The 21,136-nt window shown below is 58.9% G+C and carries 21 protein-coding genes; 17 read left to right on the top strand and 4 right to left on the bottom strand.

Going from position 1 to position 21,136, the window contains the following annotated elements:
- The first annotated feature begins 4 nt into the window (after window positions 1-4).
- The 12 genes from ACZ5DH_RS02950 (at window position 5) to ACZ5DH_RS02895 (ending at window position 12,255) form a co-directional block, all read left to right on the top strand.
- Window positions 5-811 (top strand): cobalamin biosynthesis protein CbiL, encoded by an 807-nt coding sequence (locus tag ACZ5DH_RS02950; protein WP_464255668.1) that lies wholly within the window; start codon window positions 5-7, stop codon window positions 809-811.
- Window positions 812-819: 8 nt separating this feature from the next.
- A complete protein-coding gene (gene cbiQ / locus ACZ5DH_RS02945) occupies window positions 820-1,584 on the top strand; it encodes a cobalt ECF transporter T component CbiQ (RefSeq protein WP_464255667.1) in 765 nt (254 codons plus the stop codon).
- Window positions 1,574-2,317 (top strand): energy-coupling factor ABC transporter ATP-binding protein, encoded by a 744-nt coding sequence (locus ACZ5DH_RS02940; protein ID WP_464255666.1) that lies wholly within the window; start codon window positions 1,574-1,576, stop codon window positions 2,315-2,317. The genes cbiQ and ACZ5DH_RS02940 overlap by 11 nt, the downstream gene beginning before the upstream one ends.
- Before the next feature lie 430 nt (window positions 2,318-2,747).
- Window positions 2,748-4,112, top strand: a complete 1,365-nt coding sequence (locus ACZ5DH_RS02935) for a sensor domain-containing diguanylate cyclase (protein WP_464255665.1) — start codon at window positions 2,748-2,750, stop codon at window positions 4,110-4,112.
- Between the two features lie 52 nt (window positions 4,113-4,164).
- Window positions 4,165-5,238 (top strand): pseudouridine synthase family protein, encoded by a 1,074-nt coding sequence (locus ACZ5DH_RS02930; RefSeq protein ID WP_464255664.1) that lies wholly within the window; start codon window positions 4,165-4,167, stop codon window positions 5,236-5,238.
- 80 nt (window positions 5,239-5,318) lie between these two features.
- Window positions 5,319-6,683 carry a ribosome biogenesis GTPase Der gene (der, locus tag ACZ5DH_RS02925; RefSeq protein WP_464255663.1) on the top strand — a complete coding sequence of 455 codons (1,365 nt, stop codon included), beginning with the start codon at window positions 5,319-5,321 and terminating at the stop codon, window positions 6,681-6,683.
- 204 nt (window positions 6,684-6,887) lie between these two features.
- On the top strand, window positions 6,888-7,022 hold the full coding sequence (locus ACZ5DH_RS02920; protein ID WP_464255662.1) for a hypothetical protein: 135 nt from the start codon (window positions 6,888-6,890) through the stop codon (window positions 7,020-7,022).
- A gap of 368 nt (window positions 7,023-7,390) precedes the next feature.
- Window positions 7,391-8,521, top strand: a complete 1,131-nt coding sequence (locus ACZ5DH_RS02915) for a branched-chain amino acid ABC transporter substrate-binding protein (protein ID WP_464255661.1) — start codon at window positions 7,391-7,393, stop codon at window positions 8,519-8,521.
- Between the two features lie 120 nt (window positions 8,522-8,641).
- Window positions 8,642-9,550, top strand: a complete 909-nt coding sequence (locus tag ACZ5DH_RS02910) for an ABC transporter permease subunit (protein WP_464255660.1) — start codon at window positions 8,642-8,644, stop codon at window positions 9,548-9,550.
- Window positions 9,551-9,552: 2 nt separating this feature from the next.
- Window positions 9,553-10,776, top strand: coding sequence for an ABC transporter permease subunit (locus ACZ5DH_RS02905; protein WP_464255659.1), 1,224 nt, complete (start codon window positions 9,553-9,555; stop codon window positions 10,774-10,776).
- Complete coding sequence (locus ACZ5DH_RS02900; RefSeq protein WP_464255658.1) at window positions 10,773-11,558, top strand: ABC transporter ATP-binding protein; 786 nt, start codon at window positions 10,773-10,775, stop codon at window positions 11,556-11,558. Before ACZ5DH_RS02905 ends, ACZ5DH_RS02900 begins: the two co-directional genes overlap by 4 nt.
- The gene (locus ACZ5DH_RS02895) at window positions 11,551-12,255 is read left to right on the top strand and encodes an ABC transporter ATP-binding protein (RefSeq protein ID WP_464255657.1); all 705 of its coding nucleotides are present in this window, start codon (window positions 11,551-11,553) and stop codon (window positions 12,253-12,255) included. Before ACZ5DH_RS02900 ends, ACZ5DH_RS02895 begins: the two co-directional genes overlap by 8 nt.
- A gap of 562 nt (window positions 12,256-12,817) precedes the next feature.
- Here the strand turns inward: ACZ5DH_RS02895 and ACZ5DH_RS02890 are convergent.
- Complete coding sequence (locus ACZ5DH_RS02890; RefSeq protein WP_464255656.1) at window positions 12,818-13,882, bottom strand: DUF1848 domain-containing protein; 1,065 nt, start codon at window positions 13,880-13,882, stop codon at window positions 12,818-12,820.
- Between the two features lie 281 nt (window positions 13,883-14,163).
- Here ACZ5DH_RS02890 and ACZ5DH_RS02885 point away from each other — a divergent pair, with 281 nt between their 5' ends.
- The 4 genes from ACZ5DH_RS02885 to ACZ5DH_RS02870 are packed head-to-tail and all read left to right on the top strand — an operon-like array spanning window position 14,164 to window position 16,251.
- Window positions 14,164-14,331 (top strand): hypothetical protein, encoded by a 168-nt coding sequence (locus ACZ5DH_RS02885; RefSeq protein ID WP_464255655.1) that lies wholly within the window; start codon window positions 14,164-14,166, stop codon window positions 14,329-14,331.
- Window positions 14,331-14,738 (top strand): 6-carboxytetrahydropterin synthase QueD, encoded by a 408-nt coding sequence (queD, locus tag ACZ5DH_RS02880; RefSeq protein ID WP_464255654.1) that lies wholly within the window; start codon window positions 14,331-14,333, stop codon window positions 14,736-14,738. The genes ACZ5DH_RS02885 and queD overlap by 1 nt, the downstream gene beginning before the upstream one ends.
- 26 nt (window positions 14,739-14,764) lie before the next feature.
- Complete coding sequence (locus tag ACZ5DH_RS02875) at window positions 14,765-15,604, top strand: WcbI family polysaccharide biosynthesis putative acetyltransferase (RefSeq protein ID WP_464255653.1); 840 nt, start codon at window positions 14,765-14,767, stop codon at window positions 15,602-15,604.
- Window positions 15,605-15,627: 23 nt separating this feature from the next.
- Window positions 15,628-16,251, top strand: coding sequence for a flavodoxin family protein (locus tag ACZ5DH_RS02870; protein WP_464255652.1), 624 nt, complete (start codon window positions 15,628-15,630; stop codon window positions 16,249-16,251).
- A gap of 294 nt (window positions 16,252-16,545) precedes the next feature.
- On the opposite strand, the gene ACZ5DH_RS02865 is transcribed toward ACZ5DH_RS02870, so the two are convergent.
- Complete coding sequence (locus tag ACZ5DH_RS02865) at window positions 16,546-17,034, bottom strand: hypothetical protein (protein ID WP_464255651.1); 489 nt, start codon at window positions 17,032-17,034, stop codon at window positions 16,546-16,548.
- 367 nt (window positions 17,035-17,401) lie between these two features.
- Here ACZ5DH_RS02865 and ACZ5DH_RS02860 point away from each other — a divergent pair, with 367 nt between their 5' ends.
- Window positions 17,402-18,283 (top strand): ion channel, encoded by an 882-nt coding sequence (locus ACZ5DH_RS02860; protein WP_464255650.1) that lies wholly within the window; start codon window positions 17,402-17,404, stop codon window positions 18,281-18,283.
- A gap of 495 nt (window positions 18,284-18,778) precedes the next feature.
- Here ACZ5DH_RS02860 and ACZ5DH_RS02855 read toward each other — a convergent pair whose 3' ends face one another.
- A complete protein-coding gene (locus ACZ5DH_RS02855; RefSeq protein WP_464255649.1) occupies window positions 18,779-19,990 on the bottom strand; it encodes an ABC transporter permease in 1,212 nt (403 codons plus the stop codon).
- The gene (locus tag ACZ5DH_RS02850) at window positions 19,990-21,117 is read right to left on the bottom strand and encodes an ABC transporter permease (RefSeq protein ID WP_464255648.1); all 1,128 of its coding nucleotides are present in this window, start codon (window positions 21,115-21,117) and stop codon (window positions 19,990-19,992) included. The genes ACZ5DH_RS02855 and ACZ5DH_RS02850 overlap by 1 nt, the downstream gene beginning before the upstream one ends.
- Window positions 21,118-21,136 lie beyond the last annotated feature (19 nt).

Below are 21,136 nucleotides of genomic sequence, written 5' to 3'. Positions count from 1 at the left end.
TTTCATGTTCCTTCGCAAAGCCGTTTCTTTTCGGATAATCCGCACAAAAGGGGCTGGCTGTACCGCCCCCGGTTGCATGCCGTTGCAGCGCCCCTCTGCCCGATCGCTGCCATTGGCCGCGACTCTGGCCGTCCTGCTGCTTGCCGCAGCGCTTCTGCTTGCGCTTCAGACTCCCGCCCTGGCGCACCGGGTAAATATCTTCGCCTGGACTGAAGGCCCGCAGGTTGCCGTCAAATGCGGCTTCAGCGGCGGCAACAGCGTCAGGAACGGAGAGATCACGATATTCGATGCGGCCGACGGCCAGATATTGCTCACAGGCCGGACAGACGCGGAAGGACTTTTTCGCTTTGACATTCCGCCCAAGGGACGGGAGCACGGCCTGCGCATACGCATCAACGCCGGTGAAGGGCATCAGAACGAATGGCTGATGGAAGCGGCCGAGCTGGCCTCTGCTCCCGCCGCGGCTCCGGCAGCGCCCCGCAATGCCGAAACCACGGCCACTCCAGCGGCAAAAAACACCGGCGGCCAGGTCGGCGGACCGCTGCCCGCAAGCACCGGACTGCCCGCCGCCGCAAAAACTTCGGATTCCGGCCCTGCGAGCGCTGTAGAGGTACAGGCCATTGTGAATGCCGCCCTTGAGGCGCAGGAGGCAAGATTCTCCGCCCTGCTGGACTCCCGCCTGTCCCCTGTGCGGCGGCAGCTGGCGGAAATGCGTACAGACGAACCGGGCATACGCGAAATCGTGGGCGGCATGGGCTGGTTTGTGGGACTGGCCGGACTGGCCCTTTACTTCCGTTCCCGACGGCGGTAACTGTCGGCATGTTTGACCAACCCTTTGTACGCCCTTCGGCCATACAGCGCATCGACCCGCGTGTGCGTATGGCCCTTGCAGCGCTGACCGCGTTGTGCCTTTCGATGCTGCAGGGCGTAACGGCCAGCTGCGCGGGGCTTGGCCTGGGCATGGCGCTGCTGACCCTGGCCCGTCCGCCCCTGCTGCCGCTGTTGCGTCGCCTGGCGGTGGTCAACATGTTTGCGGCTTTTTTGTGGTGTGTTACCCCACTGACCATGCCCGGACAGGAGGTGGCGCGGTGGGGCTTCATTAGCTTGAGCGCCGAGGGCCTGCACCTGGCCCTGCTGGTCACCATCAAGTCCAATGCCATTGTCTGCGTTTTTCTGGCCCTTGTGGCCACAATGGACACGCCAACGGCAGGGCATGCCCTTGAACGCCTGCACTGCCCGCGCAAACTGGTATTTCTTTTTCTGTTTACCGCCCGGCAGGTGCACGATATCGCGCAGCAATGGCAGTGCCTGAGCGTCGCCGCGCGGCTGCGCGGCTTTCGCCCGCGCACCGGCATGCATACCTACCGCACCGTGGCTTCTTTGTTGGGACTTTTACTGGTACGCAGCTACGAACGTTCACAGAGAGTGCGCGAAGCCATGCTGCTGCGTGGATTTTCAGGCCAGTTCCGCTCGGTGACGGTATTCAAGGCGCGTCCCCTGGACGGCCTGTTTGCCCTGTTGATGCTGCTCTGCCTTGCTGGACTTGTGCTTATGGAGTACCGGGATCAAATGTATGGACTGTAATACAGAAATAACCTGCATCTTCAGCCTCGAAAACATTCATTTCCATTATGAACGGGACGGCAATATCCGCAAGGTTCTTCAGGGGGTTGATCTGGCCCTCCTGCCGGAGCAGCATATCGGCTTTTATGGCCCCAACGGCAGCGGAAAAACAACGCTTTTCCGCTGTATTACAGGCCTGATAACCCCACAGCAGGGCTGTGTGCGCTTTCATGGCCGTGAAATGCGCACCGAAAAAGATTTTCACAGCCTGCGCTGCGCCGTGGGTTTTGTCCTGCAACATGCCGAGGATCAGCTGTTCTTTCCTTCAGTGCTCGAAGATGTGGCCTTTGGGCCGCTGAACCTGGGCCTGTCGCCGGAAGCCGCGCGCGAACGGGCGTATGAAACGCTGCGCAACCTCGGACTGGACGGCTTTGAAAACCGCCTTACCCACCGGCTTTCGGGCGGAGAAAAAAAACTGGTGTCTCTCGCGGCAGTGCTGGCCATGCGGCCTGAAGCACTGCTGCTGGATGAACCCACCAACGGCCTTGATAACGAGGCCCGTGAACGCATCATCGATATTTTGCAAAAACTCCCCACAGCCCGCATCACCATCTCGCATGACTGGGACTTTCTCGCCCGCGTATCCACCACCTATCTGACGCTCGCTCACGGCCGTCTTGACGGCTGCGCCCCCAGCTTCAGCCATACGCACGCCCATGCCCATCCTTTGGGCGACGAACCCCACGCCCACTAGGGCGACGTCATTTTGAAATTGAAATGCTTTGTGGGGGAGGGACCCTTTTGCAAAAGGGTCCCTCCCCCACGCCCCTACCCCCTAAAAATCTTATCGTGCTTTAGAGCATTTTAACTTTGAAAAAGTGTAAATGCTCTAAAGCTGCACGAGAGTGCAACGCGCCACAACGTGGCGTGGATTCAGCCGAAGAACGCACTTTTCGGCTGAATCAACACCACCCGCACAGCGGGTGTTTTGCTCTGGCCCTGTAAGGCCTGTTGCCCGTCGGTACTAGATTTCCGTGCAGGTATAAGATAATTTTTCAAAAGCACGATTCTTGTTTGATATACTGCGCGCACTTTCCAAGCAGTGTCAGCTCTGGCCGGCCTGCCACTGAAAACTCGCCCCATTGCATTCGCTTTTGGCGAAAAGACGACGGTAAAGGCTTTTTATGTCAAAACTTCCAAACATTGGTCCTCAGTTTATTCAAACTGAAACACGTGACCCCATATGGGAATGGCATATTCCCTCCGACAGCCTCTATCTGAGCGCCGGGGCAGTCAAACTCCTGCAGTTTGAGGAACATGCGCCCCGCAGCATGAAGGAATTCCTGAACCATTGCCCTCTGGAAGGCCTGGTGCCCTACCTCGAATCGATGGAAAAGATCCTTAATGGCTCGCAAGGCCCTTTTCTTGAGCTTATTTACATGCTGGGCAAATTTATGGTGCGCGCCCAGATGACGGTTTTACAACGCGATGTCTTTGGCCGTGGCACCATTGTGGTGGGGGCCCTGGCCGCCATTGACAGACAAAAAATAGAACCGTCCCTTACCCCGGTTCTGAACAGCCGCTCCCTGATCAATCCCCCGGCCCCAAGCTCCGATGCAAGCCGTCTGCTGCTGGCCCTCAACGCCGCCAGCGACGGCCTCTGGGATTGGAACCCCATTGACGGCACCGTGTATTTCAGCCCGCGCTATCTTTCCATGCTGGGGTACACCAACGACGCCTTCCCCCAGGTGGTGGAATCGTGGATCAGCAGAGTGCATCCCGATGACTTTGAGAACATTGTGCCCATGCAGCTGCGCATTGTTGAAAGCCCCGCCCACGGGGACAGCTTTGAATGCACGTACCGCTTTTTACGGGCTGATGGCACCTGGGCCTGGATACTGGGCCGCGGCTATGTGACCCAACGAAACGCCTGCGGCAGGGCCACCCGCATAGTGGGGCTGCACACCGATGTAAGTGCGGGTCAGGGCGACCGGGCGCAACTTGAAAACCTTGTGCGCAACGACCCGCTCACCGGTCTGCGCAGCCGCACCTACTATGGCATGACTGTTGAGAGGCTGGAGCAGCAAAAAATACGCCCTGTGGGCATTATCGCCTGTGATATGGACGGGCTCAAGCTTGTAAACGATTACCTCGGTCACCCCGAAGGCAGCAGGATGCTTTGCCAGGCAGCTCTTATGCTGAGCAGCAGCCTTTACGCTCCCGACTGCATCGCCCGTATGGGAGGGGACGAATTCGTCGCCATATTGCCCGGCTGTACGCAGGAGCAGCTTGAAAAAGCCATTGCGCGTATCAACAAGGCCTTTGAAACGCACAATGCCGACCCGGGCAACATCCCCATCCGCATGTCCATCGGCGGCGCCTGCGCTGACGATATGGGCACCTCGCTGGCCCAGCTTCTGGTAACGGCGGATCGCAACATGCTGCGTGGCAAACACAAGGAACGCATCCGGTGGCGCAAGCACATAAAAAGCTGGATAGAAAAAAATACAAACAAGATTGTGCAGATAGAAGACAGCCGCTATACGTAGTCCCTGACGCATGCCACTTGACGCGGCCCGTGCTTTGAGACAAAGTGTGCCCATGTCGGATGATAACCCTCCCCCTACAATGGCCCTCGACTCTTCCGCAACGGAATGCCCTGTTGTGCAAGAGACCGAGAGCGGCCAGAAGTTACTACAGTTTTTGCAGCGCCGTCTGAACCTCCCCCAAGCCATGCTGCACCGTTGGGTGCGCACGGGACAGGTGAGAATAAACGGTTGCCGATGCAAACCTTTTTCGCGCGTACAAGCCGGTGATCTCGTTCGTCTGCCGCCCTTTGCCATAAAAATGGCCGCGCAGTGCGACGATCCTTTGCCAGCGCCCGCACGCAAACTCAGTAACCATGAAGACGCTGCAAGCGGGCTCCCGCTGCCTCCTCTTGTCGGCTCCAGCGGCTACCTGTGGGCTTTTGACAAGCCCGCCGGCCTGCCCACCCATCCCGGCACAGGGCATGAAGACAGCCTGACAACACGCCTGGCCCGGCATTTTGCTAACGCAAGTTTTATGCCCACACCCGTGCACCGGCTGGACAGGGAAACCTCGGGCATCCTGCTTGTGGCCGCATCCTATGCGGCTTTGGACGAAGCCCAGCGAGCCCTTCGCGGTCAGCGCATGGTCAAGGAATATGTGGCATGGATCGCCGGGCGCTGGCCCCACGACGAAACCAGCCTTGTGCGGCATTTTTTGCGCAAGGACGCGGTACGCGGCTTTGAAAAAATGTGCACCGTCAGCGCGGATGCGGCCGACGGCAAAGAAGCCCTTTGTCTTGTGCGGCCCCTGGTAGTGGAAGACGGGGCAAGCCTTGTGCAGGTGCGCCTGCTCACGGGGCGCACCCACCAGATTCGCGCCCAGCTTGCCAGCCTTGGGCACCCGGTGCTTGGCGACGCCAAATACGGGCAGGCCCGTCCTGGAAGCCCGCTGTACCTGCACGCCCTGCGTATGATCCTGCCCGAAGGCGCGTCTTTTGCCAGCCTGCCCCCCTGGGCGGGCGCGCGTGCCGTCGCAGCCCTGCCCGATCCCATTGCCTGCGGCGACGGCATGCCCTCGCCGCCTCCCCTCCTGTGCGGGGTATTCCCATTGGGCGGCGAAGGTGCTATAATTCTTCCTTTACATTAGAGCTCGCACTGGCGGGCCTTTCAAAAAGCGCCCCGCGCACTGCACGCGGCCTGTCTTCAGGCCGCCACAAGGTTATAGACATGGCTGAAAATCCGCCGCGCATCATTCTTGTGGGCCGCCCCAATGTGGGCAAGTCCACTCTGTTCAACCGCCTCATCCGCAGCAATCGCGCCATCACCCATGACAGGCCGGGCATCACCCGCGACCGCATGGACGGCGTGGTGCGCCGCAAGGGCATGCCCGTATTCGGCATTGTCGATACAGGCGGCATCACCCTTGACGCGCACGCCATGGTGGTGGAAGGCCCGGAGGGCATCCGCGGCTTTGAGCAGGATATCCTGAACCAGACAGAGGCCGCGCTCAAAGACGCCGCAGCCGTGGCCTTTGTTGTGGATGGCCGCGACGGCCTGCTGCCGCTGGACGAGCATCTGGCCGCCCATGTGCGGCGCAAGGGGCTGCCCACCCTCTGTGTTGTCAACAAGGTGGACGGCGCGGAACATGAAGACGAGCGCATGGCGGAATTTCACGCCCTGGGCTTTCCCCTGCTGCCTGTCTCCGCCGAGCACGGGCACAACATAAACGCTCTGGTCGAAGACCTTATTGCCCTGCTGCCCGAAGAAAGCTCGGAGGAGCCCCCGGCCCCTCCCACGCTGCGCCTCGCCATGCTGGGCCGCCCCAATGCGGGAAAATCCTCGCTTATCAACGCCCTGTCGGGTGAAGACCGCATGATTGTCTCGGACGTGGCGGGCACTACCCGCGACAGCGTGGACGTGCGCTTTACCAAAAACGGCAAGGACTATGTTTTCGTGGATACGGCGGGCGTTCGCCGCCGCACGAAGATCACAGACAGCGTGGAAAAGTATTCGGTCAACTCGGCCATCAAGTCGACCACCAAGGCGGACGTGACCCTTCTGACCCTGGATGCGGCCGAGGGCGTGAGCCAGCAGGACAAGCGCCTCATGGACATGCTCAACACGCGCAAGATCCCCTTCATGGTTCTCATCAACAAGTGCGACCTTGCCCCCCGCAACGCGCTTGACCAGTTGAGAAAGAACGTCAGCGAACTGCTGTCGTTCTGCCCCCATGTGCCCGTCCTGCTGGTTTCGGCCCTCACGGGCAAGGACATTGGCAAGATATTGCCTCTGGCGCAGAAGATTCATGACGAATGCAGCGTCCGCATCTCCACGGGCAAGCTCAACCGCGCCATGGAAGAAGTGCTTACGCGCCATCAGCCCCCGGTGGTCAAACGCGCGCGGGCCAAGTTTTTCTATCTTACCCAGGCCGAATCCGAACCGCCGACCTTTGTCTTTTTTGTGAGCGACGCGGAACGTGTGCCTGAAAGCTACACCCGCTATCTTGAACGGGCATTGCGAAAAATCTTTGAAATTACGCACGCGCCCATGCGCTTACACCTGCGCTCAAGCCACAAAAAGAAAACGTCGTAAGCCCGCGCGGGCAGTTCGCCTTCAATGGCGCCCCACTGCACACATATAAGAAGTCCGAATGTGAAAAGTCAGCATTCGGACTTCTGTTTTTAGAGCAATTTCATAATGAAATTGCTCTGGCGGATGCGGGAGCAGACGCCCGCCACGGAGGCGTAAGCGCAGCTTCAGCCGTTGCCCGCAGGGCTTACGGATGCTTAAAGCGTTGTGACGCAGGAAACTACGCTTGAAGACAGCATGCGTAATGACACGGTTTGTCCCTTACAATCGCTGTCGCCATCCGTAAGCCCTGCGGGCAACGGCTGCCGCGAAGACAGCACCGCTATTTATTTGAGCTGTTAAACGCCGAAGTGAGCGTGCCTCAAACTTTGAAAATGTATATTTTCAAAGTTAATCTGCTCTAGAACATGTCACCCCCGAAATAGACTGGCAGGCTCTGACGCTGCGCAAGAGTGCCGCGCGCCGCAGCGCGGCGTGGATTCTGCTGAAAATCGTATTTTCCGGCAGGATGACAGCTTTGAGATGTGCAGCATCGCAGCGCTGACCTGATCGAGTCCTGCCGCGCCCCATCCCCTCCCCATCCCCCATGCGGCACTTGACAAACGCCGGGGGCTCGCATTGACAGAATGACCGCAATAAGGCAATAGAAAATCCTTCATCTAATATGACGTGCAAAGTCTGCGCGCACAATTTTCTCGTAGGAGGGGCAGATGAAAAAAGGTATGACATGGCTTGCCGCAATGGCTGTCTGCGTGACGTTGGCCGCGCCTGCTCAGGCTGCTGATCCCATCAAGATCGGCGTGCAGGGGGCCCAGTCCGGCGACTTGGCCTCTTACGGCGTTCCCAGCTTGAACGCGGTAAAAATCGTTGTGGATCAAGTCAACGCCAAGGGCGGTCTGCTTGGCCGCACCATTGAAGTTGTGGCGCAGGACGACCAGTGCAAACCCGAAATGGCCACCAACGCGGCCACCAAACTGATTTCCGAAAAAGTCAACGCTGTTGTCGGCCCCATTTGTTCCGGCCCCACCAAGGCTTCGCTGCCCCTGTTCCAGGAAGCCGCCCTTATCGCGGTGTCCCCCACGGCCACCACGCCCGGTCTGACCGAAGACGGCAAGAACCCGCTCTTCTTCCGCACCGTGGCCAATGACAATGCCCAGGCCACGCTGACCAGCGATTTCATGCTCAAAAAACTCAAGGTCAAAAAGGTCGCCTACCTGCATGACAACGGCGACTACGGCAAGGGTTTTGCCGACAAGAACCGCGAAATTATGGAAAAAGGCGGCACGGAAACCGTGCTTTTTGAAGCCGTTACCCCTGATGCCGTGGACTTTTCCGCCGTGGTGCGCAAACTGCGCCGCGCCAAGCCCGACATCATCGTCTTCGGCGGCTATCAGCCCGTGGCCTCCAAGCTGTTGCAGCAGATGCGCCGCGACAACCTGAAGACCCCCCTCATCGGCCCCGACGGCGTGAAGGATGAAACCTTCCTCAAGATGACCGGCAAGGACAGCGAAGGCACCTATGCCTCCTATCCCAAGGACACCAGCACGCTGCCCGAATACAAAGTTGCGCGTGATGCCCACATCAAGGCTTTCGGCAGCGAGCCCGGCTTCGGCTACTACAATGCCTACGCTGCCGCCCAGTGCCTGCTGGCCGCCATTGAAAAGGCCGGCAGCACCGACACCGCCAAGGTCAAGGACATTCTGCGCGACAACAAGGTGGACACCCCGCTTGGCAAGATCAGCTTCAACGCCAAGGGCGACGCCGCCGGTATGGGACTTTCCATATACCAGGTCAAAGACGGCAAGTTTGTGGAACTCGACCACAGCATTGTCCTTGAATAAATGATCAAGGGGGCGCGGCCAAGGTCGCGCCCCCGTTTTCACACGCATTTTCGGCCCCGGTCGACGGCAATAACGGAACTTACGCCAGAAGGCACACTTGGCTCTGGCGCGTGGGACGGCATGGACATCCAATTTTTTATAGAACTTTTCTTTGGTGGACTCACCAGAGGCAGTATCTATGCGCTTATAGCTCTGGGCTATACTCTTGTTTATGGCATCATTGAGCTTATCAACTTTGCGCATGGTGAAATTTATATGCTTGGCGCTTTCACGGCCCTTCTGGTGGCCGGAGCCCTGGGCGTTTACGGCTTTCCTGCCGGGGGCATACTGGTAGTTGCCGCCCTTGCGGCCATCGTCTGGTGTGCGGCCTATGGCTTCACCCTTGAAAAGGTTGCCTACAAGCCCCTGCGCGGCGCGCCGCGCCTTTCGCCGCTTATTTCGGCCATCGGCATGTCCATTTTTTTGCAGAACTATGTGCTGCTGGCCCAGACAGCGGACTTTGTGCCCTTTCCCAATCTGCTTCCCGAAATGAGCTTTCTTGACCATATCGACAATGTTATGGGGCCCAGCGACTTTCTCATTCTGCTGGTCAGCACCCTGGCCATGCTGGCCCTTACGCTCTTTATCCGGTACACCCGCATGGGCAAAGCCATGCGCGCCACGGCGCAGAACCGCAAGATGGCGCTTCTGCTGGGCATCAACGCCGACCGCATCATTTCGCTGACCTTTATCATCGGCTCGTCACTGGCGGCCCTGGGCGGCGTGCTCATTGCCTCGCACATGGGGCAGGTCAACTTTGGCATAGGCTTTCTGGCGGGGCTCAAGGCCTTTACGGCCGCAGTGCTTGGCGGCATCGGCTCCATCCCTGGCGCCATGCTCGGCGGCCTTGTGCTGGGCCTGGCCGAAAGCTTCACCACCGGCTATTTTTCAGGCAACTATGAGGACATGCTGGCCTTTGCCATCCTTATCCTCATCCTTATTTTCCGGCCCGATGGTATCCTCGGCAAAGCCAAAGTGCAGAAGGTGTAGCCATGCAAAGAGTCATCAAGGCCGCCGTAGCGGCACTCTGGTTCATGCTGCTCACCTTGCCCGTTCTTGGCCTCAAGCTGAACACCATTGAACGCACTGTCACCTGGCGTCTGGACCGTATCGCGCTTCTGGGCGTTGCCATCTTCGGCCTCGCCATGCTGTGGGACTGGTGCTTCTCACGCAAGGCAAGAGGACAGGCCATCATCAAGCTGCCTGCCGGTTTCGGCCTTGGCCCCGCCATGGCCGCGCTTTCGCAGAAACCCAAGCTTATGGCGGCCAGTCTGGCCGTTCTGGCCGCCGCCCTGATTATCATGCCGCTGGTGAGCTCCTTCTACCAGACCAACATCATGATCTCGGCCCTGCTTTACGTGATGCTGGCTCTTGGTCTGAACATCGTCGTGGGTCTGGCCGGTCAGCTTGTGCTGGGCTACGTGGCCTTTTACGCAGTGGGCGCGTATGCCTACGGCCTGCTGCACCAGTTCTTCGGCTTCGGCTTCTGGATGTGCCTGCCCATCGGCGGTTTTGTGGCCGTTATCTTTGGTCTGGCGCTGGGCTTTCCCGTACTTCGCCTGCGTGGCGACTACCTCGCCATTGTCACGCTTGGTTTTGGCGAAATAGTGCGTCTGGCCCTGCAAAACTGGACCAGCCTCACAGGCGGTCCGCGCGGCGTTAGCGACATCCCCCGTCCCGGCCTTTTCGGCATGCAGATGGACATCAACACCAGCACCACCTACGTGTATTATCTGGTGCTTGTGGCCGTGGCCATTACCATTGTGGTCATCAGCAGGCTCAAGAATTCGCGTGTCGGCCTTGCCCTGCAAGCGCTGCGTGAAGACGAAATTGCCTGCGAGGCCATGGGCATCGATATCATGCGGGTCAAACTTTCCGCCTTTGCCCTCGGCTCGTGCTGGGCTGGTTTTGCCGGAGTGATTTTTGCGGCAAAGACCACCTATATCAACCCGTCAAGCTTCACCTTTATGGAATCGGCCATGATCCTGTCCATGGTGGTGCTTGGCGGTATGGGGTCCATCACCGGCGTTGCCATAGCCGCGTTCATTCTCATTCTTGCGCCGGAATATCTGCGGGCCTTTTCTGAGTACCGCATGCTTATTTTCGGGGCCATTATGGTTATTATGATGATTTTCCGGCCTCAGGGTCTTATCAGCGGCGAACGTCGCAGATACCGCATCAGCGGCCTCCGCGACGCCGAAGGAGGCCGCCAGTGAAACCCGTGCTTGAAGTGCAGGAGCTTTCTCAGGATTTTGGCGGTCTGCGCGCGCTCAACGAGCTGTCGCTCTCGGTCAACAGCGGTGAGATTGTGGCTCTTATCGGCCCCAACGGAGCGGGCAAGACCACGTTTTTCAACTGCGTGACGGGCATCTACACCCCCACAGAGGGCAAGATGTTTCTTCACGACAGCCAGGGCGAGCCGCAACTGCTCAACGGCAAGAAGCCCCACGCCATCACCGCCATGGGCATGGCTCGTACCTTTCAGAACATTCGCCTTTTCGGCGACATGACTGTGCTTGAAAACGTCATGATAGGCCGCCACTGCCGCACCAGGTCTGGCATTATGGGTGCCATTCTGCGGGACGGGCAGACCCGCCGTGAAGAACAGGAAAGCATCGACGCAAGCTACGCCTTGCTGGAACTGGTGCGCTTGCAGGACTTCTGGAATGAAGCGGCCCGCAACCTGCCCTACGGGGCGCAGCGCCGCCTTGAAATTGCCCGCGCGCTGGCCACCGAGCCGCACATGCTGCTGCTGGACGAACCCGCCGCAGGCATGAACCCGCAGGAAACCAACGAACTCAAGGAGCTGGTCTGCTCCATCCGTGACGACCAGCAGCTTTCCATCCTGCTGATTGAACACGATATGGGCATGGTCATGTCCCTCTCGGACCGCATCTACGTTATGGAATACGGTTCGTGCATCGCCACCGGCAAACCCGAAGAAATACGCGCCAACCCGCGCGTCATCAAGGCATACCTGGGAGAAAGCGATGCTTGAGCTGCGCAACGTTGATACTTTTTACGGCAATATCCAGGCCCTGCGGGACATCTCGCTCAAGGTGGAAGAAGGCGACATCGTAACCCTCATCGGGGCCAATGGTGCGGGAAAATCCACCACCCTCATGACCGTGTGCGGCATCAACCGCCCCCGCCAGGGCGAGATTTTCTGGTACGGCAACCCCATACATACCCTGCCCCCCCACGAAATCGTGGCGCTCGGCATCTCGCAGGTTCCCGAAGGCCGCCTGATTTTTCCCGACCTGAGCGTGCGTGAAAACCTGGATCTTGGCGCCTTTCTGCGCAAGGACAAGGAAGCGGTGAAGGACGACCTGGACTACGTGTTCAGTCTTTTTCCCATCCTTGCGGAACGCCGCAAGCAGGCCGGAGGCACCCTCTCTGGCGGCGAACAGCAGATGCTGGCCATCAGCCGCGCCCTCATGGGGCGGCCCAAGCTGCTCCTGCTGGACGAACCCTCGCTGGGACTTGCGCCCATTATCATTCAGCAGATTTTTTCCATCATCCAGAAGGTCAATGCCAACGGCACCACGGTCTTTCTGGTTGAGCAGAACGCCAATCAGGCCCTGCGCATCGCCACGCGCGGCTATGTGATGGAAAACGGCCGTATTGTCATGAGCGACAGCGCCGCCAATCTTTTAAAAAGCGAAGAAGTGCGCACGGCCTATCTGGGCATGTAGCACACAGCAATAATCAGCTGTCTGGGCAAAAATATGGCGCGGCGTTCATTATGAACGCCGCGCTCACTTTTTTTAAGAGCTTTTTTGAGCGGCTTCATTTTGAAATGCCTTGTGGGGGAGGGACCCTTTTGTAAAAGGGTCTCCTCCCCCACACCCCCTCCCCCTAAAACTTTTATTGCCTTTTGGAGCCATAACCTTTGAAAAAGGCAAGAGGGGCCAAAAGGCACGAGAGGGCAGCGCGCTGGCCGGCTTATTTTAGGGAAGCTCTGATTAGAGCAATTTCACTTTGAAATTGCTCTGCTGACGCGAAGGCGGCAGCCGCCACAACGTGGCGTGGATTCTGGCGAAAACCACGTTTTTCGCCAGAATGATGCGTTGAAACAGGGACTGTTTCAAAAGCAAAATGCTCTAAAGAGCCTCCTGGAAACGCGCTGGTATTTCCTTTGGCAAGGCGCGATCTTTTTTTGAAGCAGGAGTGAACTCTTCCGTCCTCGACTGTTTCAAAAAAAGTAAAGCAACGCCGCCAACCGGGATAAATCAGCGTTTCCTTAGCACGGTAAAGCTACCGGGCTGTTGTTCCCGTGCCGCCCGGCAGTTCCGCTATGGATTCCCCGTCCACACAGTGGGTCTGATAGCTCCTGCGCGCCGCCGCTTCCGAGGTATTGGCGTAGCAGTAGACACAGCCGTGGGGGCAGGTGTTGTACTGCCCGATGTCCTTGCAGGGCACGCACAAACAGGTGGGGCGCTGGCCGGGGTCACGGGGATACTCCGTCCCCGAAGCAGCGCCGAGAACGCCCGACGCGCCGGGCAACAGCATCTGCTCACAGGCATTGATGCCGAAAAGCTCCAGCACGTCCGGATGGCGGCGAGTCAGCCGAAGTATGAGCTCGGGATCAGTGCAGCGGTTATGCTCGACCCCCTGAGCGGAAAGATCGGCCATTTCGCCGCAGGTGGCTGCCCGCATGCCGTGCCGCGCGCAGATTTCCGCTATGGCCCTCGCCATACGGCGCATTTCGTCGGGCGTAAAATCGCGCCAGGTCATGCCCTTGCGCCGCAGATTTTCCGCAACCTTACGGTAGGGGGCGATGTCGGCAAAACTGAAGACAAGCTTGGTGGTGCAGCCCGCCAGAGCTCGCGCCAGCCTCTCCACCCGTTCCAGCAAATCCTCGCACGAGAGCATGCGGCAGCCGGGATTGGCGGCCAGCATAAGGGGGTCGAAACGCCACACCACACGATCCGGCCCCACCGCTTCCGCCAGACGCCAAAATGTCTCCACCCGGCGCGCCAGCGGCGGCACTCCCGGTTCCCACCCTTCGGCCTCATAGTCGTTGAGCGTGTATTGCACGTAGGACGCAAGGCCGCGAGCCTCCACGGCAGGCAGATACGCTATGAGGGGCTGCGGATTTTTGCTCCAAAAAACCACGGCTCGCGCCCGCTCCAACGAGACATACTGCGGCTTGCCGCTGAAGGGATTGACCCAACACGCATGACCAGCCTCAAGCCTTTTCATGAACCAGGGCATGTAGAAGGCGGGAATGTCCGTGGCGCGGCTCACCGCCAGCAGGGTGGGCGCAACTGCCCGTACGGGGCCGGACGCGGCATTGATGGTGACAATGGGCCATTTCATGCGCGCAGTGTGTCAAGGGCGCGGGCGGCCGTCAATACGTGCACGCGGGGTGACGCCGGATCACGTATGCCCTGCCGCCGCGGCATGCCGCGCCACCTGGGCGGGGTCACACCATACCCGACCGCGCGGGGTGGCGTGGTACCCTCCCCGTAAGAAGCCATACCATGCCCCTGCTCTGCGCACGCCGGATGCCCCGTAAGCTTGTTTTGACAAATTTCACGCAGTTGCTATTGTCCCAACAGAGTCCCATGCGGATAAAACTTTAAACACATTGGTATTGCATGTCTTTTCTTTCATGGCTGCAACGCATCTTCACACCGCCCTCCACTGGCGACCCGGACCTGGATAACGGAGGCCAGGGTCTTCAGTGGAACCAGAACGTCCGTATCGTGCTGGCCATTATCATCGTCATACTCTCGGCCTTCGTGGTCTACAGGATACTGTCCTGATGTCAAAAAAACTCTGGCGTCTCACTGTGCGTGATGATTTTTCCGCCGGGCATGCCCTGCGCCACTACGAAGGCAAATGCGAACGCATGCACGGCCACAACTTTGCCGTGGAGCTTACCGTTGAGGGCAGCCAGCTTGCCGCTGGCACGGAAATGCTGCTGGACTTCAAGGTGCTGAAAAAAGGCCTCAAGGCCGTGCTTGACGCCCTGGACCACCGCCTGCTCAACGAAACACCGCCCTTTGACCGCATCAATCCCTCGTCCGAAAATCTGGCACGCCACATCTGGCAGGGCATGGAGGCGCATCTGGCCGCCCACGACGATCCCCAGGCCCGACTGGTGCGCCTGCACAGCGTCACGGTTTCAGAAAAAGGCGCCCAAAGCGCCACCTATCTGGAAACGGACTAGCGGCATCGCCCTCGCGGAGCGCTCCCATGTCACAGGCCCTCTGTCTCCTGCACGCCAATTGCCAGGGCGAAGCCCTGCTGCCGCTGCTGCAGAATGCTCCGGCCTTTGCGCGGCGCTTTGCCATCCGCCACTACGTCAATTACACGCGTGAACATATCGACAGCCAGGATTTGAGCCAGTGCGCGCTCTTTCTGTATCAAAGGCTGGCCCCCAAATGGGGCGACATCTCCACGGAGCAGATTCTTCCCCGGCTGCCAAAAAGCTGTCAGGCCATTGAAATTCCAAATCTTTTCTTCAAGGGCTACTGGCCGTTCTGGACCAGCAAAACCGCCATCAATTTTGGCGACAGCCTGCTGGAAAGTCTGCTCGAACGGGGGCTGAGCCCGGAGGAAGCGTTGCATGTCTACCTGCGCGCCACGCCGGACATGATGGGCGACGTGGCCGCCGTGGCGGAAGAAAGCCTGCGCCGCGAGGAAGAAAAACAGGCCGAAAGTCCCATTGTTTGCGCGCCCCTGCTGCGCGAACTGTGGCAAGAGGAACAGCTTTTCATTACCGTCAACCATCCGGGCCGCACACTGATGTTCCATATGGCAGACAGCCTGTTGCGCCTGCTCGGGCTGGGCGCCCTGCCGCAAGCCGTCCGCCGCGCCTATGCGCATCCGCTTGAGGACTTCTGGCTGCCCATCCATCCCGGGGTGGGCGCGCTGCTGGGCCTGCCCTTTGCCAGTGCCGCACGGCGTTACCCCGCCTACCAGACCAGCCTGACCCACGCGCGGTACACGAGTTGTTATCTGGCATGCAGAAGTCACGATACGCCGGATCTGATAACCTTTTTAAAAAACCTGCCGCCCGGGCCTACCGCCTGAGCGGAGAACAGAAGGAGTTCTTCATGAAGGTGCTTCTTGTCAACGGCAGCCCCCATCCCAAGGGCTGTACTTTTACGGCGCTGTCCACCGTGGCGGCGCAACTGGAAAAAAACGGTGTTGAAAGCGAGCTGATCCAGATCGGCTCCAAGGCCATACGTGGCTGTATTGCCTGTGGAAAATGCAAGGATACGGGCTACTGTGTTTTCAAGGACGATCCCGTCAATGAAGTCATTGATCTTTTGCGCGCCGCCGACGGAGTGGTCGTGGGCTCCCCCGTGTACTACGCCGGCCCCAATGCCACCCTCTGCGCCCTGCTGGACCGCGTGTTTTTCATGAAGTCCGCGCCCTACGCCTTCAAACCAGCGGCTGCTGTCGTCAGCTGTCGCCGGGGCGGGGCCAGCGCGTCCTTTGACAGACTGAACAAATACTTCACCATTGCCCGCATGCCCGTGGTTTCCTCCCAGTACTGGAACTCCGTGCATGGCAATAATGCCGAGGAAGTGGTGCAGGATAAGGAAGGCATGCAGATCATGCGCACGCTCGGCAACAACATGGCCTGGCTCATCAAATGCATCGCCGCCGGCAAGGCCGCCGGAATCAACCCGCCCGCCGTTGAAGCCTGGGAACCCACCAACTTCATCCGCTGACTGTAAGTGTTGCGTTGAAATGCTTTGTGGGGGAGGAAACCCTTTTGCAAAAGGGTCTCCTCCCCCACACCCCCACCCCCTGAAACTCTTATCGTATCATGGCGCAGTACAAGGCGCTTTCTGTTCTGAAACGAATTTTCGGAGGCAGGCCAAGGAGTCTCGGTGAAAAGATTCCAGGCAAAATCCCGGCACATCGAGCAGAGCGATGCCAAGGCGGCGACCAGAACGCAAACAAGCCCGGAGGCCTTACGTGCCTCCGGGCTTGTTTGCAAAAATATATCCGCTTGATGGCTGTTACGGCTTCAAAGGCATAAGGGCCTTATAGGGGCCGCGCATCTTGTAGATAAAGTCTGCCATTTTCAGGTCGCCGCTGGCCAGCATCATAAGCAGCACTCCAGAGGATTTGTCCTCGCGCACGATTCCATAGCCCTTGACGCCCTGCTGCTCAAAGGTGAACTCCCACTGCCCCTGACGCAGTACAGGGGTGCTTCCTCCCAGCCGCTTCGCATTGGCCCTGGCGGCGGTTTCAGCTTCTCCGGCTTTGGCTGGTCCCACGATAATGAGTATCGAGGATTTATGCTCCTTTTGCCCAAGCAGAACCTGAATGGCATCCTTGACCTTGCTTGGCCCGTTAACAACGACCCAGTCGGCAGGCAACTCGATGCTGTAGTACTTTGTCGTCACAGGCACGGCCTGGGCGCTGCCCGCCAGGGGGGGCAGAACCGTCACGGCCAGCAGGCAGAACACTGCCCATAACATTTTGAAGCGGCAAAAAGACTGCATGGCTTTCTCCAGTATTTTCCAAAGTAATTTCATGATGAAAATGCCCGATGGATGCATGGGCAGGCATGACGCACGGGTGCAAACGCGATTTCAGCCCAGGCCTTGAGGGCCGCAGACCGCGCGGACAGGCCGCCCGGCGCAAGACCGCATAGCACTGAAAAAGCAGATCACCCTTTATTTGCGTCCGCCCGCGGCGCGGTGAGCGTCTTCACCTCTTGTGGCCGCACATTTTCAAAGGAAATTTTTACAAAAAATCTCACATGGATCAGTGTACGGCCCGCAGGCATTCATGTCTATAAAAAGGGTTTTGCCACCCCTTGCCCGGCGCGGACAATGTTTGTAGTATCGCGTTCCAGTGAGGGGTACCATGCTGCAAAAACTGAATTCTTTTCGTTCAAGGCTCTACGTTTACCGTTTTGAGCTGCTGATGGCGTCCCTTTTGTGCGTCTTTATCTTCAACATCTTTTTTCCCGACAATATCTATGGCGGCATGGCCCAGTCCATCTACCTGCCCTTTCAGTTGCTGGCTGGCCTGGTGCTTTTTGAATTCAAGAAGCGCGTCATCTGGCTTGTGGTGCTTTTTGGCGTGCTGCTGATGATCTGCCGGTCATTGAACCTCTTTTTCGCCAGCAGCCTGCTGGCCGAAGTGCTGTTGCTGTACATCTGCTTTTTCGGCAGCGTTACCCTGGAGGTTTTTCGTCAGATCGCCCGCGCGCAAATGGTCAGCACGCGTATGATATACGCGGCCATATGCGGCCTCATGCTCATCGCCTATTGCGGATTCTATCTCTTTCTGGCCATTGAATTTGCCCACCCAGGCTCTTTCAACGGCCTCGGCGAAGGCGAAAACGCCATCAACAATCTTTTCTATTTCAGCTACATCACCATTTTGACCATTGGCTACGGCGACATCACGCCGAATACCTGGATCGCAAAAAACGCGGTCGTGCTGGTGGGCTTTATCGCCTACGTCTATTCCATTGTGGTGATAGCCACCATTGTGGGCAGGGTGCAACGTGCGCCGCACCCCTCACCCGCCGGGCACGCAACCGGCATGCCTGCCGCTACGCCCCACCCCTCGCCACATCCGACGGCGCGCCCGGCGGCTTCGCATCAGGAAGCACAGGCCAACCCCTCTGGCCAGAACCCTCTGACCAACCCTCAAGTTGATCCGCAGGCGGACCAGCAGACGCCGCAGGCAACCCAGCACGCCTCCCAGGACTCTGCCCCCATGCGCGGCCGGGCCTAGAGCAGACTACCTTTGAAATGCTTCACATTTCAAAGTGTTCATTCAGCCGAAAAATGCGATTTGCGGCAGCCGTTAGCGGGTCTTTACCGCTTACGGATGGATAGCGACAGCCATCAGTAGGCTGTCCGCTCAATTAACCAATGCTGTCTTTGCGGCAGCCGTTGCTTTAGCCGTTGTGACGCAGGCTTCAGCCGTTGCGACGCAGGAAGCTACGGATAAAGACAGCCTGAGTAATTACACAGTTCACTCCATACAATCGCTGTCGCCATTCGTAAGGCTCGCAGACTCGCCAACGACTGCCGCGAAGCTACGGATAAAGACGGCAATGAGTTACGCAAAATCTTACCCAAAGAGTCGCTGTCGTTATCCGTAAGCCGCTGACGCTGCAACGGCTAACGCGCCCGCAGGGCTTAAACCGTGCGGATACGCCGCGCCGCGCATTTTATGGCATGCGCCTTTTCACGCAGCCGCCAGCGGATGGCAAGGCGCGATCCTTCAGGCTTTGCGCCTGAACATCCATACGGCCACGCTCACTGTCACGATGCTGATGCAGGTGATCTTGCCCAGGCTGACAGCCGCGGCGGCCACGGTTATGTCTTTAAGAAAAACGCCCTGGATGATGGCCGTAAAGTGCCGCAACGGGTTCAACTGACTGGCGTGCTGTAAAAAAAGCGGCATGTTCATGATGGGCGTCACGCCTCCCGAAATGAGAATGCAGGGTACCCCCACGGTAAACGCGCCCAGAAAAGCCTGCTGCTGCGTGGCTGACAGGGAGGACACCATAAGCCCCACCCCGCCCGAAGCCGCCGCGAACACCAGCATGGCCAGATAGAGCAGCACCACCGAGCCTGTGAAGGGCACGCCGAAACCCAGTACCGATATGACCAGAAATATGGTCCCGTGCACCATGCCCACAAGACAGCCCGGCACCAGTTTGGCCAGGGCAATTTCTGTGGGTATGGCGGGCGACACCAGCAACTGGTCAAACGTACCCACCTCGCGCTCGCGCGCCACTGAAAGCCCCGTGACCACCAGTCCCAGCATGAAGCTCAACATGCCGATCAGGTTGGGCAGAAAAAACCACTGAAATTCCAGATTGGGATTGAACCAGCAGCGCATGCGTATGTCCAGCCGGGGCACTTCTGCGGCGGCGCTTTGCATGGCCTGCCCGCGTGGCGTGGCAGCCGCCGTCTGGGCCACGATGCGCTCGAAATAATAGGCCGCTATCTGCGCGGCATTGGAGCGCCGTCCGTCCAGAATAACCTGGACCTGCGCCGGTTCGCCCTTTTCGATATGCCGCGAAAATTCCTCGTCAAAAACCAGCACAAAAAGCGCCTGCTGCCGGTCCACAACAGGGCGTATCTGCCCCTCCCCCTGCAAATGCATCACGCTGCGAAAGGTGGGCGACCCCTCGAGGGCGTGTATGATGTCCCTGCTCCAGCGCCCGCTGTCGTGATTCAGCACGGCCACATCCACATTGCGCACCTCCATGGTGGCCGCCCAGCCAAAGATGACGATCTGCATAAGCGGGGGAACGATGATAAGAAGGCGCGAAACCTTGTTGCACAGGAGAACCAGCAGTTCCTTGCGCACGATGACGGCCATGCGCCGCAGGTTCAGGCGGGGGAAAAACCGGCTCAGACGGGCCGCCCCTCTTGCGGCCAGCCCCTTGCCCGGAGTGGAGGAAGCCCCGAAACGCTGCGCCATCACACATCCAGCCTTTTGACGAGATTTTTATACACCAGCCCCAGCAAAACCGCGGCCAGCAGTCCCATAAAGGCCAGGCTGGGGCCGAAGATCGCCCATACGTCGCCCGTAAGAAAGATGGTGCGCAGACAGGTGTTGAAGTAGCTGGCGGGCAGCAGCCGCGTAATGGCCTGAAGCACAGGAGGCATGCTGTTGATGTCAAAAACAAAGCCCGACAGCAGCAGGGCGGGCAGAAAACCGGAAAACAGCCCGGCCTCCGCGGCCACAAGCTGCCCGCGCAAACTGACGGAAATAAGCAGCCCCTGCCCGAGTGCGCTGAGCATAAAAACCGACGACAACAGCAGCAGAATCCACAACGAGCCGCGAAACGGCACGGCAAAGAGCAGCACCGCCGCTGTCGCGCACAGGGCCATGCTGAACATGCCCATGCAGAAATAGGGAATGAGCTTGCCCAGCAAAAGCTGCATGCGGCTTACAGGCGTGGCGAACATGGCCTCCATGGTGCCCCTCTCCCACTCACGGGCAAAAACCAGGGACGTCAGCAGGGTTCCGATGAGCGTCATGATGACCGTAATGGCCCCGGGCACCAGAAACTGCACGCTCTTGGCCGCCGGGTTGAACCAGAAGCGGGGTTGTACGATTATGGGAGGTTCGGCCGCCACGCCGCCGGGCAGGGCCGTGGTCTGCCATCCGGTCACAAGGCCCTGGCTGTAACTCTGGATATACTGGGCGGTATTGGGTTCCGAGCCGTCCACCAGCACCTGCAGCTCCCCTACCCCGCCGCGGTCCAGCGCCGCGTCGAAATCCTGCCTGAACACCAGAATTCCCTGCACTTCAGAATCGCGCATGAGGCGGGCGGCCTCGTCCATACCGCTGACGCCGCGTGTGGAAAACCAGGGGGAATGCGCAAAATCCGCCGCGAGATCAAGGGAATGCCTGCCGCCGCTTTCATTGAGCACCGCAAGGCGCAGTATTCCCGCATCCAGCGTGATGCCGTACCCGAACAGCAGCAGAAAGACCAAGGGCAGAACCCCGGCCACCAGATAGGAGGACGGGTCGCGCACGATCTGCAGAAACTCCTTTTGAACAAGGGCAAGCAACTGCCGGAGCCAGAGGTTTTGCTTCATATGCCTTCCACCAAAAGAA

It is taken from the genome of Desulfovibrio simplex, from assembly GCF_055387835.1.
This window is presented reverse-complemented; position numbering and strand designations above follow the sequence as displayed.

Bases quoted from the DNA above. Each gene is read 5' to 3' on its own strand.
- ACZ5DH_RS02950 (WP_464255668.1), top strand. From the start codon at position 5: ATGTTCCTTCGCAAAGCCGTTTCTTTTCGGATAATCCGCACAAAAGGG.
- cbiQ (WP_464255667.1), top strand. From the start codon at position 820: ATGTTTGACCAACCCTTTGTACGCCCTTCGGCCATACAGCGCATCGAC.
- ACZ5DH_RS02940 (WP_464255666.1), top strand. From the start codon at position 1,574: ATGGACTGTAATACAGAAATAACCTGCATCTTCAGCCTCGAAAACATT.
- ACZ5DH_RS02935 (WP_464255665.1), top strand. From the start codon at position 2,748: ATGTCAAAACTTCCAAACATTGGTCCTCAGTTTATTCAAACTGAAACA.
- ACZ5DH_RS02930 (WP_464255664.1), top strand. From the start codon at position 4,165: ATGTCGGATGATAACCCTCCCCCTACAATGGCCCTCGACTCTTCCGCA.
- der (WP_464255663.1), top strand. From the start codon at position 5,319: ATGGCTGAAAATCCGCCGCGCATCATTCTTGTGGGCCGCCCCAATGTG.
- ACZ5DH_RS02915 (WP_464255661.1), top strand. From the start codon at position 7,391: ATGAAAAAAGGTATGACATGGCTTGCCGCAATGGCTGTCTGCGTGACG.
- ACZ5DH_RS02910 (WP_464255660.1), top strand. From the start codon at position 8,642: ATGGACATCCAATTTTTTATAGAACTTTTCTTTGGTGGACTCACCAGA.
- ACZ5DH_RS02905 (WP_464255659.1), top strand. From the start codon at position 9,553: ATGCAAAGAGTCATCAAGGCCGCCGTAGCGGCACTCTGGTTCATGCTG.
- ACZ5DH_RS02895 (WP_464255657.1), top strand. From the start codon at position 11,551: ATGCTTGAGCTGCGCAACGTTGATACTTTTTACGGCAATATCCAGGCC.
- ACZ5DH_RS02890 (WP_464255656.1), bottom strand. From the start codon at position 13,882: ATGAAATGGCCCATTGTCACCATCAATGCCGCGTCCGGCCCCGTACGG.
- ACZ5DH_RS02885 (WP_464255655.1), top strand. From the start codon at position 14,164: ATGTCTTTTCTTTCATGGCTGCAACGCATCTTCACACCGCCCTCCACT.
- queD (WP_464255654.1), top strand. From the start codon at position 14,331: ATGTCAAAAAAACTCTGGCGTCTCACTGTGCGTGATGATTTTTCCGCC.
- ACZ5DH_RS02875 (WP_464255653.1), top strand. From the start codon at position 14,765: ATGTCACAGGCCCTCTGTCTCCTGCACGCCAATTGCCAGGGCGAAGCC.
- ACZ5DH_RS02870 (WP_464255652.1), top strand. From the start codon at position 15,628: ATGAAGGTGCTTCTTGTCAACGGCAGCCCCCATCCCAAGGGCTGTACT.
- ACZ5DH_RS02865 (WP_464255651.1), bottom strand. From the start codon at position 17,034: ATGCAGTCTTTTTGCCGCTTCAAAATGTTATGGGCAGTGTTCTGCCTG.
- ACZ5DH_RS02860 (WP_464255650.1), top strand. From the start codon at position 17,402: ATGCTGCAAAAACTGAATTCTTTTCGTTCAAGGCTCTACGTTTACCGT.
- ACZ5DH_RS02855 (WP_464255649.1), bottom strand. From the start codon at position 19,990: ATGGCGCAGCGTTTCGGGGCTTCCTCCACTCCGGGCAAGGGGCTGGCC.
- ACZ5DH_RS02850 (WP_464255648.1), bottom strand. From the start codon at position 21,117: ATGAAGCAAAACCTCTGGCTCCGGCAGTTGCTTGCCCTTGTTCAAAAG.